Source organism: Cohnella sp. GCM10027633, assembly GCF_042675445.1.
Classification (GTDB): domain Bacteria; phylum Bacillota; class Bacilli; order Paenibacillales; family Paenibacillaceae; genus Cohnella.
This window is the reverse complement of the sequence record NZ_JBHTGV010000026.1, coordinates 1-14,516: the sequence shown is the minus strand read 5'-3', so window position 1 is coordinate 14,516 and position 14,516 is coordinate 1. Positions and strand designations below refer to the sequence as shown.

Sequence of the window (14,516 nt, the reverse complement as noted above, 5' to 3'; positions counted from 1 at the left end):
AAATTCTCCTCCAGTTATCCGTATTTTATCCAGAACGAATTGGCCAATATCTGCCGTAAGAGCTTCGTTCTCCCCCTCGGGGGAGGTTCCCATAAGAGAGTTTACACAAAATTATTGACAGACCCCCATATTCACGCATCGGGACGACTCTGTCGCCCCTCGGTCCGGCAAGAAGTTAGAGGTTGATCGAAGAGGCATTTCAATCTCGAGGAAGCATAACCAGCCGGACACATCCGCACCGACTAACTGCGCAAGCGCAGCCGGCTCCTGGCGGAGCCTTAAGTCGGTGGGACGTCGTGAATACATAACGTTAGATGAAATCCACGCTAAATCATTTAAAGATGAAGGGATCAACAGCATGTATATACCAAAACATTTTTTAGTCGAAGATCACGAACAGATCTTTGACTTTATCAATAACAATGCATTTGGCATTCTATTCTCAAATCACAATAATAGTCCTTATGCATCTCATTTGCCTTTTTACTTAGACACAGAAGAAGGATACTTATATAGCCATTTTGCTAGACCAAATGAACAGTGGAAAGACATAGAAGGGCAAGAGGTAATGGTGGTATTCTCTGGTCCACATACATACATTTCATCATCTTGGTATGAGACGAATCAAAGTGTACCAACTTGGAATTACGTAGCTGTTCATATATACGGACAAATAGAAATAATAAATGACCAAGATGAAATTATTAGTTCACTAGAAAAACTAGTACAGAAATATGAAGAACCAAATAGTACTTACAAGTTGAATGACTCAAATAGATTGTTTGTTGAAGGGCTATCTAAAGGGATTGTTACATTCAAGATGAAGATTGAAAAGTTAGAAGGAAAGTGGAAACTAAGTCAAAACCATTCTGAAGATAGACAGCAGAGAGTCATAGAGAAACTCGAACAATCAAAATCAGAGAATGCCAGAGAAATATCTAAACTAATGAGAAGCAATAAAAAGAGTTAATCTTGAGAGTAATGCTTCGAAGGCGTGGACATCATCTAACACCATATTCACGCATCGGGTCGACTCCGTCGCCCCTCGGTCCGGAAGTAGCTCGAAGTTTTTCGGTGAGGTATTTCAGTATACGTAGAAGCATATTCAGCCGGACACATCCCACCACCTAACCGCATCGCGGCCGCCCTTCGGGCTTAAGGTGGTGGGACGTCGTGAATACAATAACGTTATACGACAATACCGCAAGAGCATGAAGGAGCTGATTACTTTGAAATATAAGGCAGTTTTTCTTGATTTCTACGGAACTTTAGTCCATGAAGATGATGATATCCTACCTATCATTTACGATCAGATAAGAGCTAATACTGATGTTGAATGTACCTCAAGAGAAATCGGAAGCTTTTGGTGGAAAGAGTTTTCAAGTATTTTAAGGAACAGTTATGGAGATTCTTTTCAATCGCAAAGAAGTATTGGAATTAACTCTCTGTCCAAGACAATTGAGACATTTAAATCTAATTGTCTGGCAGAAGATCTAATTAAAATTCAATTTGATTATTGGATTAAGCCTAAACTATATCCTGACACAATTCCATTTCTTAAGGCACTCGAAGGAATTCCCGTATTCATACTATCTAATATTGATACAGCTGATATTCTGAAAGCAATTGAATTCCATAATATTAAGATTACAGATATCCTTACAAGTGAAGAAGTTAAGTCATATAAACCTAGACCTGAATTGTTTAATGAAGCACTTAAGAGAAGTCAATTAAATGCAAACGAAGTTATACATATTGGAGATTCAATTTTCAGTGATGTTGGAGGAGCACAAAGTCTAGGCATAGGCGTAATTTGGCTAAATCGTTTAAATAAATCTATCCCAGAGGGAATACCCTCTAATATTAATATCTGTAAAGATTTGAATGAAGTAAGAACATATTTGTTCAGCGGTTTCGAAGAAGGCAGTATCGTCGTATAACACCATATTCACGCATCGGGTCGACTCCGTCACCCCTCGGTCCGGCCGAAGTCTGATGTGAATCGATGAGGCATTTCAGAATACAAGGAAGCGGATTCAACCGGACACATCCCACCACCTAACCGCATCGCGGCCGCCCTTCGGGCTTAAGGTGGTAGGACGTCGTGAATACAAGAACGTTATACGACATTGCCTAAGTAAGAACATCCATCCCAGACCCAAACCTGAAACCTGGTGTTCAGAGAGGTGTCTCGAAGAAGAAGTCGAATAATTCATATTAGTTTAACCAATCTAGACGATACGTCAGTCACTACGAATCATATGAATTGTTCGACAACCAGGTTTCAGATCGTTTGGGTTGGGAACGAAAGATTCGTCATGAGCTCTTAACTCTAAAGAAGACCTTGATTCTATAACTGATCAGTGACTTGTAAGGTCTCATTCAGATCTTAGTACGTCGCACCAATGGTGCTCCGAACTAAACGATCTATTCGAATGAGATTACAAGCACTGATCAAAATCAATCAGATACTTGCAAGTCTCATTCTGACTTTAGTTCGTCGCACCAATGGTACTCCGAACAAGACGTTCTGTTCAGAACGAGACAACAAGTACTGATTAATATTAGAATCAAGGCTTCAAAAACAGAGTTAAATCAGAAAATATAACGAATCATTCTTGGATGAGTCGAGGAAGAGGGCAACGTCGTATAACACCATATTCACGCATCGGGACGACTCCGTCGCCCCTCGGTCCGGCAGAAGTCCGATGTAGATTCGATGAGGCATTTCAGTATACGGGGAAGTAAATTCAGCCGGACACACCGCACCACCTAACCGCATCGCGGCCGTCCCTTCGGGACTTAAGGTGGTGGGCGTCGTGAATACAATAACGTTATAGGAAATCAGCGCAATGATATTAATGAGAAGGAGAAGATCTTATGTTTGGTAGAGGGGATACAAAGTATCCTGTTCCATTAACATTGAAGAAGTTGAAGGAGATAGATTCTCATTTGTTTGCAGAAAGAAATACGAATATTGAGAACCTAATTAGTTTAGATTTTGATTTTGATCTTCTAAATCAAGATGCTGATTTTGCTTACAATAATCATCCCCTTGATGTAATTCCATTTGCATTAACAGCATTTGCAGGTGAACACTTTGGTTTTCTTACTGATTTCGGGACGGTTATAGATCTGGAGAATGCAAGCATTGTTCATGTAGAAGCAATGCCTGCAGGAGAATTTCATGTGACTTTAATTGCAATTAACTTGAAAGAATTTCTGGGGCTGCTACTTGCTAATCGTGATTGGATTTCCTATATATATGAACAAAATATTGAGGAAGATAAATCAAGTGATTCAAACCCGGATTTTTCATATTTCAGTAAATTGCTCAACGACCAAATAGATATATGGCCTTTAATACTAGATAATTACAGAGAAAATTTAATTGAAATTAGATCAAAGCGTATTGTTGTCTCTACTTTGAATGGAATAGGAATAACAAGAATATCATCAGACAATTTAGGTCCCAATTTAATTATCGATTCTAATAAAGATTACGAATATATCTATGATGACGTAAAGAATTACCTTAAAAATGCAAGTATAGAAAACAAACTAGCTTGTATAGTTGATCTTCAAGAACTAGGAGTACTTGCTAGTATTGGTGAGCTAAATGAATATTTAATTAATGAACTAAAGAATATGGGTTTTTTCTACGAGTCAAAAATGCTTGGATTAACCAACAAGTAATAAAATTGAAATAATTCAAGGAGAAATAAATTAACTGAAAGTAGCTCGATGAAGGCGCTGACATCCTATAACACCATATTCACGCATCGGGACGACTCTGTCGCCCCTCGGTCCGGCAAGAAGTTAGAGGTTGATCGAAGGGGCATTTCAGTCTCGAGGAAGCGTAACCAGCCGGACACATCCGCACCACCTAACCGCATCGCGGCCGCCACTTCGTGGCTTAAGGTGGTGGGACGTCGTGAATACAACAACGTTAGCTGAAATCAATGTAATTCAGAGATCAAAACAATGAGGTAGAAACCATGATTATAAACTTAAATCAAATAAGTTCAAATTTAAGTAAAGTCATTGAAGTTGAAGAAAATGAATTATTAACTGCCAAAGTCCAAATGCCCTTATTCTCTAAGTACTCTTCTACAACAATGACTTCAAATGGCGAACATTTGTATAGTACGCATTTCCAACTACTAAATGAAATTAAGAATTCCATTCCACTTAAATGGCTTTGGAGTGAGCAAGTAACTGAAGCATGTATTGTTAAAGATGGAACTGATACCATCATTGGAGCCGTTCAGCATATTAGAAAGGAATTTATACTAAGTTATTATGAAGTCCATCTTAAGAATGAAAACATAAAAATATATGAGGTCACTAAAAAGAGTCTCGTCCATTTACTTATCATTTACGAAGACAAGCAGATTGGTCAAATTGAAAAGAGTCTGAAGAGATACAATAATCTAGACCGATACCAACTGTTCCTTTTAGATGATTTTTCGAGGTTTAAAGATATCTTAATACTATTTGTTGGTTATTTTGATAACTGGAATTATTCGGATATCGGTGAGGTTGTTGCTCTTAAAAGAGAAATTGCATGGGAGTGGTCTTATAGTAAAGCAAATTCAAAATATAATAAAAACTGGATTCAGGAGAATTTTCACTTAAGTGAAGAACATAGAGCAGCAATTAATAATGAACAAATGGGAATTATTTTCAAACTATTTTTATTGTTAATGGGGTTAATGGGATTAGCAGTAGTCATTGGTTTTTTAGTTCAAAAATGAATCCAGGTGAGATATGAATGTGAATCAAGAAGACATTGACTTCAGCTAACACCATATTCACGCATCGGGACGACGTTGTCGCCCCTCGGTCCGGCACGAAGTTAGAAGTTGATCGATGAGGCATATCAGTTTCGGGGAAGAATAATCAGCCGGACACATCCCACCACCTAACCGCATCGCGGCCGCCCTCCGGGCTTAAGGTGGTAGGACGTCGTGAATACAATAACGTTATATGAAAGTCAGCAAGAGCTTATTAAGATCAGGAGTAGTTTCTTCAAATTCAAGATGTGCATGCGTGTCCGCGGTAATTAATATTGAGACCATGGTGAGTTGCTTAGCAGTAGGATTTTAACAAACCTATTTAATAGGCAACACAAGGAACTCCATGTGCAAGTAAAAACAGATTTTGATAGCTGCTCAATGAAGTCAGCGTGACAACATTTAGCCAACCTATCTTTAAGGCAACACGAGGATATTATCGTGACAACATTAGAAAACCTATCTTGGAAGCTACTCGAGGAAGTCAGCGTGACAACATTCAGCAAACCTGGGGGGATGAAATGGACAATAAATATAATCCATATATAGACCAAACCATTCATACTACCCAACCAGAAGAACCGAGAGATGAGCTACATACAAGAGAAGGATTCAATGATGTGTTAAAGCATTATGACGCTGTAAATGGGTTTCAAGCTCCTAAGCAATTAAGACAAATTCCGAAATCGATTAGACTTATAACGAAATGGCTAATTATTTTGTTTGTCGTGATATCCATCGTGGCTATAATAGGCCAAATAATAGATGTAATAGATCATATATAAAGCATAAAAAATCAAGATCAGCGTGTCCGCATAAGTGAATGTAAATCGAGGAAGAGCTGACCTTCATATAACACCATATTCACGCATCGGGCATTCGCCCTCGGTCCGGCACGAAGTCAGAAGTGGATTCGGAGAGGCATTTCAGTTTTAGGGAAGCGGGAGCAGCCGGACACATCCGCACCACCTAACCGCATCGCGGCCGGCTCTTCGAGCCTTAAGGTGGTGGGACGTCGTGAATACAACAACGTTATGTGAAACACCCGAAAGAGAGGAACTAATATGTCGTGGTTGCAAGGTGGACCATTCCTTGATGTCAGTCTCATAATTGAAGAAATCAATATCAAAAAACTAATCCAAATGATCACCAGTGTAAATTGCGTAACTATTTATGATGAGAATATTGAATATAAAACAACTAATTTTGAAGTTGGATATATCTATGATGATCAAGACGAAAATACTCGCAAGATACATACACTTGATTTGAATTTGATTGTAAATGTACAGGGTACGAGAAAATCAATATTACATATTGAACGAATTGCTGAGAAGACAGTTTTAATAGATTTTTGGTTCTTCGGTAGCGAATTTGATGCTCCTGAATGGGAGCAGCAAGGGATAAGAGATGAAGATTATCATTACTTTTTAGATTTCTTATCTTTATTACTAGAAGAATTGAAAGGGATAGTCGGTTCAGTTGCAATTGAGGATGATGTTACTGTACTGATTTCTCAAGATCATGTACGACCAAACAAAGTTTTTAGTTTCGCCCAAATAAATCCAATGAAGATTGTAGAACGAGGAAATCAATTTAAATATATTGGAGTTGGGGTAAGATTTAATGATGATATACAAATTACGAACTTTTGTAAGTAACTCATAGATGACGGGTGCATCACATAACACCATATTCACGCATCGGGCATTCGCCCTTGGTCCGGCAGAAGTTAGAAGAGGATTCGGTGAGGATTTTCAATTTCGGGGAAGTTGGGGCAGCCGGACACATCCGCACCGACTAACTGCGCAAGCGCAGCCGGCTCCTGGCGGAGCCTTAAGTCGGTGGGACGTCGTGAATACAATAACGTTATCTGCAATTACTGCAACCCTATGTTAGAAGGAGAATTCATTGATGTCGATAATGCTTACTTCAAAGGGATTCTACGACTCTGAAGTACTTGAGGGATTCATTCAATACATAGATGACAATAACTTTAAGAAAGAAATTTGTTTTATTACGACTGCAATTAACAAAGCTGATCGGGATTTCCATATGACTGAAACTGAACGATTACTCACTGAGGCTGGATTTACTAAAGTATCATTTTTGGATATTGAAGTAGAAGATTCGAGAGTATTGAATGAATATCCAGTCATTTGTTTGTTTGGGGGTCATCCGTATTTTCTGATGAGTCAGATAAAACAATCAAAGACTGATATAATACTTAGAGAACTCAATTGTGATGGCAGATTTATTATTGGACACAGTTCAGGCGCTGTAGTACTTGGAAAGACAATAAGGCACGCAAAGCTTTTGCATCCGGAATGGGATGATCTTGGACTAAAAGAGTTTGATGGAATTGGATTAACAAATGAAATCATTTTACCTCACAGTAACCGGTATAGTGAGCAGCGAGAATTGCTCGAAGATTTTGAAAACCAAGAAGGTCAAAGGTTAATATATATTGAAGATGGAAAGTACATATTTCTGTAAGTATATCGAGGATGGCAGTAACAGCAGATAACACCATATTCACGCATCGGGTCGACTCCGTCGCCCCTCGGTCCGGACAGAAGATCGATGATTTTCAATGAGGCATTTCAGTGTTCGGAGAAGTGAAATCAGCCGGACACATCCGCACCACCTAACCGCATCGCGGCCGCCCCTTTGGGGCTTAAGCTGGTGGGACGTCGTGAATACAATAACGTTATCTGCAATTGCCCAGAGCAATGAAGTTCATCCATCCCAGATCCATAACATGAAACGAACGGGGACAGTGAAGGGATCTCGTAGAAGAAGTCGAACAATTCATAATAGTCATACTGCGAATCTCGCCTGTACGGCGAGGAGCACTGATGAATTGTTCGACAGTCCCCTTCGTTTCATAAACGTTATGGGTCGGGAACGAAAGATTCGTTATTGTATTTTTACTCTGATGAAGACCTTGATTCTATAGGAGATCAGTGACTTGTAAGTCTCATTCAGCCCCTTAGTTCGTCGCACCAATGGTGCTCCGAACTAAACGATCTGTTCGAATGAGACTACAAGTACTGATCAAAGCAAATCAGATACTTGTAAAGTCTCATTCTGACCTTAGTTCGTCGCACCAATGGTACGCCGAACTAAACGTTTTGTTCAGATTGAGACAACAAGTACTGATTATAAGAATAGAATCAAGGCCTTCAAGATCTGAGTTAAATCAAAAATATAACGAATCTTTCTTGGATAATCGAAGAAGTGGGCAACAGCAGATAACACCATATTCACGCATCGGGACGGCATTCGCCATCCCTCGGTCCGGACCGAAGCTCGAAGCATTTCAGAGAGGCATTTCAGTATACGGGGAAGCATAATCAGCCGGACACACCCGCACCACCTAACCGCATCGCGGCCGTCCCTTCGGGACTTAAGGTGGTGGGGGCGTCGTGAATACATTAACGTTAGATGAAAGTCGAGCTAGTACATACAAAGTTACTGATCAAATACGTCAAACCCAAATGAGTGATCTATTTGAAGAACCGTATCAAACGGGATCTATCTTATTATCTTCATGCACATGAAAACAAATTTAATCAATTTCTTCATTACTTTGCGTTTTTGTTTGCTTTTTTAGGTTGGATTTTTTTATTCGTTAACGTCTGGGTAACTGTTGGGCTTGCGGTATTGCATTACTTGTTTTCTTGGATTGGTCACTTTTATTTTGAAGGTAATAAACCTGCATCTTTTCGATATCCGCATATTGGATTTTATGTTGGGTTTATGTGGTTTTTTATTAGGACATATGAATTAATATCAAGGCGAGAAGTGTTAAGTAAATTTAACAACTTGAAATAGTAATGAAATGGTATTAGGAACAGCAGAATATGAAGGTTTCTCAGGAAGGCTCGACCATCATCTAACACTATATTCACGCATCGGGGCATTCGCCCCTCGGTCCGGCACGATGTTAGAAGTGAATTCGGTGAGGCATTTCAGTTTCAGGGAAGCGGGAGCAGCCGGACACATCCGCACCGACTAAGCGCATCGCGCCCGGCACCTGACGGTGCCTTAAGTCGGTGGGACGTCGTGAATACAATAACGTTATCAGAAAGTCAGCAAGAGCTGATTAAGTGCAGGGCGTGTCCGCGGATATTTGTTATAGTAGGCATCTCAGTGAAGCCAGCGTGTCAACATTCAGCAAACCTATATGAGTAGCTATTTCGAAGAAGTCAGCGTGTCAACATTCAGCAAACCTATATGAGTAGGCATTTCGATGAAGCCAGCGTGACAACATTCAGCAAATCATTGTATAGGTAGCTCGATGAAGTCAGCGTGTCAACATTCAGCAAACCTATATGAATAGGCATTTCGATGAAGCCAGCGTGACAACATTCAGCAAATTATATGTATAGGTAGCTCGATGAAGTCAGTGTGTCAACATTCAGCAAACCTATATGAGTAGGTATTTCGAAGAAGTCAGCGTGTCAACATTCAGCAAACCTATATGAGTAGGCATTTCGAAGAAGCCAGCGTGACAACATTCAGCAAATAATTGTGTAGGTAGTTCGATGAAGCCAGCGTGACAACATTCAGCAAATCATATGTATAGGTAGATCAAAGAAGTCAGCTTGTCAACATTCAGCAGATCTATATGTGTATGCATCCGCAGAAGCCAGCGTGACAACATTCAATAGACTATATATGTAAGCATTTTGAAGTATCAAGCAAGACAACAAAGAGCAAATCTACAAGTGAAGTCCAATCGATGAATCAAGTGTGTCAAAGATACAGTGATTCAAGGAAGAAGCGTGTCCGCAATATATCTGTTGATAGCAACTCGAAGAAGTGCTGACCTTCTGATAACACCATATTCACGCATCGGGGCGACGTTATCGCCCCTCGGTCCGGCAGTAGCTCGAAGCATTTCGATGAGGCATTTCAGTATACGGGGAAGCAGAATCAGCCGGACACATCGATCCCCCTAAGATAGGAGCTATCTAAGGGGGATCGACGTCGTGAATACATCAACGTTAGCTGAAATTCGTCAACTTCAAATGAAGAGAGTAGATCAAATTCAATGGAAATAAGAAAATTTCATGTTTCGGATATAAGTCAGATTGTCTTATTGTTCTATGAAACAGTTCATAATGTGAATAAGAAAGATTACACACAGGAGCAACTTGATGTATGGGCATCCAAAGATGATGAAGAGTTTAGATTGGAGTCTTGGAGAGATTCTTTACATGATAACATTACATATGTTGCCCTAATTGACGGCAGAATTGTTGGATTTTCTGATATGACGCATAAAGGACATCTGGATAGACTATATGTTCACAAAGATTTTCAAAGGCAAGGGATCGCTTCAGCATTGGTAAATGTTCTTGAAACTGAAGCAAGTAGACTGGGCATTAATGAACTAAATACAGACGCAAGTATCACAGCAAGATCTTTTTTTGAACATCATGGATACCAATTAGTTCAGGTACAGAGTGTGGAACGAAAGGGTGTTAAGCTAGTTAACTTTAAAATGATTAAAGAATTAAATAAAACGCTTTTATATTAATCAAGGCTGAAAGTAAATAAAGTCATAAATAAAGCTGGAATAAATCTATGAAGAACACTTTTTAAGTAATTCAGGAAGCGACGAACTTCAGCTAACACCATGTTCACGCATCGGGCATTCGCCCTCGGTCCGGACCGGAGTAAGAAGTGGATTCGGAGAGGGGTTTCAGTGTTCGGGGAAGTAGATGCAGCCGGACACATCCGCACCGACTAAGCGCATCGCGCCCGGCAGCTTCGCTGCCTTAAGTCGGTGGGACGTCGTGAACACAATAACGTTAGCTGAAATCATGTTAAATGATAAATTCCTTTTTGAAAGCGGTGGCCAGGGATGATTCAAATAAGAAAGTGCACTCTTGATGATTATGAGATCATTGATAATTTATTTAGGAGACTAATCAATGAAATTATTATAAAGACTACAGGTGATGAGAATCTATTTAGTTTGACTGATACAAGAAGGGCATTTAATCAAAGTATGGAACAAGGAATATACTCGGTGTTTGTGGCGATAATTAGTAGTCAAACAGTAGGCTTTATTGCAATGTGTGAAAGTTTTTCTCTGTACGCTGACGGTAGATTTGGAATCATACAAGAGCTATACGTACTTGAAGATTATCGCTCAATGAATGTCGGTGGAGAACTATTAAAGTTTGCAATAAGTTATGGTCAGGATAAAGATTGGAAACGACTTGAGGTATGCACGCCACCTATACCAGAGTTTGAAAGAACATTAGGGTTCTATAAGAAGAATGGATTTTCAATTACAGGTGGAAAGAAATTAAAGATAATGATAAGCGAGTAAGTATTTCAAGGAAGAACATGACTTCAGCTAACACCATATTCACGCATCGGGCATTCGCCCTCGGTCCGGCATGAAGTTAGAAGAGGATTCGAAGAGGCATTTCATCAGCGGGGAAGCGGAATCAACCGGACACATCCGCACCGACTAACTGCGCAAGCGCAGCCGGCACCTGGCGGTGCCTTAAGTCGGTGGGACGTCGTGAATACAACAACGTTATCTGCAATTGCCCAAGTCAATGAAGAGCATCCATCCCTAACCCCAAACATGAAACCAAAGTGGACATGAAGGGATCTCAAAGAAGAAGTCGAACAATTCATATTAGTCAGTAACCCTTTTCTCGCAGAGGACGGCGATGAAGATGAATTGTTCGACGAGCTTGTCCACTTGATTTCATAACCGTTTGGGTCGGGAACGAAAGATTCGTTTATGAATTCTTAACTCTAATGAAGATCTTGATTCTAGAACATCAGTTACTCGATAAAGTCTCAAACCGTTCGACCGATCCAGCGCCGCACCAATGGTGCATCGTTGATCGACCGAAACTTCGGGATGAGACTTCAAGTACCTGATAGACAAGACGAATCAAGACTTCAAAAACAGAGTTAAATCAAAAAGTAAACGAATCTTTCTTGGATGAATCGAGGAAGAGGGCAACAGCAGATAACACCATATTCACGCTACGGGCCGGCATTCGCCGACCCTCGGTCCGGACAGAAGTAAGAGGCATTTCGAAGAGGCATTTCAGATTACCGGGAAGCAAATTCTGCCGGACACATCCACCACCTAACCGCATCGCGGCCGCCCTTCGGGCTTAAGGTGGTAGGACGTCGTGAATACATGAACGTTATACGCCATTGCCTAAGTAAGATCATCCATCCCAGACCCAAACTGAAACCTGCATTTACAGGGGAGGATCTCGAAGAAGAACTCAGACAATTCATATTAGTTAGTTTCATTTCGCGAGCGAACTGATACTGAGGTGGTAATATGAATTGTATGAGTAGCAGGTTTCAGACCGTTTGGGTCGGGACCGAAAGATTCGTTAAAGCTCTTAACTCTTATGAAGACCTTGATTCAATAAACCAGATTAGGTACTTGTAAAGTCTCATTCAAACCTTTAGTTCTTCGCACCAATGGTACTCCGAACTAAACGATCTGTTCGAACGAGACTTCAAGTACTGATCAAAGAATCAAGGACTTCAAGGGCACGAGTTAAGAGCAAGACCAACGAATCTTTCTTGGATGACTCGAGGAAGTAGGCAACGGCGTATAACACAATATTCACGCTACGGGTCGGCTTTCGCCGCCCCTCGGTCCGGACCGGAGCTCGATGAATTTCGAAGAGGCATTTCAGTATACGGGGAAGCATATTCAGCCGGACAACCCTGCGAACCTAACCGCGTCGCGGCCGCCCCGTTGGGGCTTAAGGTTCTCGGGTTCGTGAATAAGATAACGTTAACTGAAATCTCCGAGAGCGAAAGTGCATAAAAATAAACAATAAAATATCAAACAATTTAGTCGCGTGTAAGTCCGAGAATTGAGTCGTCTTCGGTGCCGCGGCTTCTTTTTATGCGGAATTAATGTGCGGATAACTTGAGACTGGGTTATAATTCCATTAAGACCAAAGACAGAAGAAGACCAAAGACAGAAGAAGACAAGGACAGAAGAAGACCAAGGACAGTAGAAGACCCAGGACAGATTTTGATTGTATACCAGGAAGTCGGAGACTTCAGTTAACACCATGTTCACGCATCGGGCATTCGCCCTCGGTCCGGCCGGAGTAAGAAGCGGATTCAGAGGGGAATTTCAGTGTTCGAGGAAGCTGGGGCAGCCGGACACATCCGCACCGACTAAGCGCATCGCGCCCGGCACCTGACGGTGCCTTAAGTCGGTGGGACGTCGTGAACACAATAACGTTATCTGCAATTGCCCAAATCAATGAAGTGCATCCATCCCTGACCCCAAACATGAAACCAAAGTGGACACGAAGGGATCTCAACGAAGAAGTCGAACAATTCATATTAGTCAGTAACCCTTTTCTCGCCGAGGACGGTGATGAAGATGAATTGTTCGACGAGCTTGTCCACTTGATTTCATAACCGTTTGGGTCGGGAACGAAAGATTCGTTTATGAATTCTTAACTCTAATGAAGATCTTGATTCTAGAACATCAGTTACTTGATAAAGTCTCATACCGATCGACCGATCCAGCGCCGCACCAATGGTGCATTGTGGATCGACCGAAACCTCGGGATGAGACTTCAAGTACCTGATAGACAAAACGAATCAAGACTTCAAAAACAGAGTTAAATCAAAAAGTAAACGAATCTTTCTTGGATGAATCGAGGAAGAGGGCAACAGCAGATAACACCATATTCACGCATCGGGACGACTCCGTCGCCCCTCGGTCCGGCACGAAGTTAGAAGTGAATTCGGAGAGGCATTTCAGTTTCAGGGAAGCGGGATCAGCCGGACACATCCGCACCGACTAAGCGCATCGCGCTCGGCCACTTCGTGGCCTTAAGTCGGTGGGACGTCGTGAATACAATAACGTTATAGGAAATCGGGGGAATGCAGATAAAACCTTAATATCATAAAGAAGCATTAAAACCCATATGAATTGATTTTCTCTAATAGCCTGAGATTAATCATAAATTGAATGATTGGTTACTTGGCTACGTGCATTGATGAACCTCTCGAGAAAAAGCGACTTAATAAGATGTGATGAACCGCCTGCGGCAGCCTAAAGATTAAGAAAAGGGAAAAAGAAAAAAAGCATTTTAAAGAAATGCCTGCGGCAACGGGATGGAATAAAACGAGTGTTCTCAAGAATTTCCGGTGGCCACTAAAAGGATTAAGACGAGTTTTTCAATAACTGCCTGCGGCAGCTGAATGAATCAAGACGAGTTTTTAAAGAACCGCCTGTCGGCAGGAGAGTTCCAGGACGAGGAATCAAAAAAGGTAATAATGAAAAAGAGAATAAATACAGTTTTGAAAGCAAATTCGAAGATGCCCCCGACATCCTATAACACCATATTCACGCATCGGGCATTCGCCCTCGGTCCGGCACGAAGTTAGAAGTGGAATCGGTGAGGCATTTCAGTTAGCAGGAAAGCTGGATCAGCCGGACACATCCGCACCGACTAACTGCGCAAGCGCAGCCGGCACCTGGCGGTGCCTTAAGTCGGTGGGACGTCGTGAATACAATAACGTTAGCTGAAATTATCCAAATACATATTAAAACAAGAGTCTGTAAAATCTTTTGTGTAAACTCTCAAACCAATATGAAATAAACTAAGAGAAAGGTTGGTTTGAGAGGATGACACAAGTGGCGCGCTTTAACAAAGATCAGGTGAAAGCATTCGTCAAAGA

The 14,516-nt window shown here is 41.1% G+C and carries 10 protein-coding genes; all 10 read left to right on the top strand.

Features of this window, described 5'->3' with window-relative positions; translation table 11 throughout:
- Positions 1–358: 358 nt before the first annotated feature.
- The 10 genes from ACFQZG_RS27395 (at position 359) to ACFQZG_RS27350 (ending at position 11,145) form a co-directional block, all read left to right on the top strand.
- Positions 359–970, top strand: coding sequence for an FMN-binding negative transcriptional regulator (locus ACFQZG_RS27395; RefSeq protein WP_378157916.1), 612 nt, complete (start codon positions 359–361; stop codon positions 968–970).
- A gap of 259 nt (positions 971–1,229) precedes the next feature.
- On the top strand, positions 1,230–1,940 hold the full coding sequence (locus ACFQZG_RS27390) for an HAD family hydrolase (protein WP_378157914.1): 711 nt from the start codon (positions 1,230–1,232) through the stop codon (positions 1,938–1,940).
- Positions 1,941–2,880: 940 nt separating this feature from the next.
- Positions 2,881–3,696 (top strand): hypothetical protein, encoded by an 816-nt coding sequence (locus ACFQZG_RS27385; protein WP_378157912.1) that lies wholly within the window; start codon positions 2,881–2,883, stop codon positions 3,694–3,696.
- A gap of 302 nt (positions 3,697–3,998) precedes the next feature.
- Positions 3,999–4,757, top strand: coding sequence for a hypothetical protein (locus tag ACFQZG_RS27380; protein ID WP_378157911.1), 759 nt, complete (start codon positions 3,999–4,001; stop codon positions 4,755–4,757).
- A gap of 560 nt (positions 4,758–5,317) precedes the next feature.
- Positions 5,318–5,581, top strand: coding sequence for a hypothetical protein (locus tag ACFQZG_RS27375; protein WP_378157910.1), 264 nt, complete (start codon positions 5,318–5,320; stop codon positions 5,579–5,581).
- A 279-nt stretch (positions 5,582–5,860) separates the two neighbouring features.
- On the top strand, positions 5,861–6,457 hold the full coding sequence (locus tag ACFQZG_RS27370; protein WP_378157909.1) for a hypothetical protein: 597 nt from the start codon (positions 5,861–5,863) through the stop codon (positions 6,455–6,457).
- Between the two features lie 253 nt (positions 6,458–6,710).
- Positions 6,711–7,292 (top strand): Type 1 glutamine amidotransferase-like domain-containing protein, encoded by a 582-nt coding sequence (locus ACFQZG_RS27365; RefSeq protein WP_378157908.1) that lies wholly within the window; start codon positions 6,711–6,713, stop codon positions 7,290–7,292.
- Between the two features lie 1,008 nt (positions 7,293–8,300).
- Complete coding sequence (locus ACFQZG_RS27360; protein ID WP_378157906.1) at positions 8,301–8,633, top strand: Mpo1-like protein; 333 nt, start codon at positions 8,301–8,303, stop codon at positions 8,631–8,633.
- A 1,222-nt stretch (positions 8,634–9,855) separates the two neighbouring features.
- The gene (locus ACFQZG_RS27355) at positions 9,856–10,344 is read left to right on the top strand and encodes a GNAT family N-acetyltransferase (RefSeq protein ID WP_378157905.1); all 489 of its coding nucleotides are present in this window, start codon (positions 9,856–9,858) and stop codon (positions 10,342–10,344) included.
- Positions 10,345–10,671: 327 nt separating this feature from the next.
- Positions 10,672–11,145 carry a GNAT family N-acetyltransferase gene (locus tag ACFQZG_RS27350; RefSeq protein ID WP_378157903.1) on the top strand — a complete coding sequence of 158 codons (474 nt, stop codon included), beginning with the start codon at positions 10,672–10,674 and terminating at the stop codon, positions 11,143–11,145.
- Positions 11,146–14,516: the final 3,371 nt, after the last annotated feature.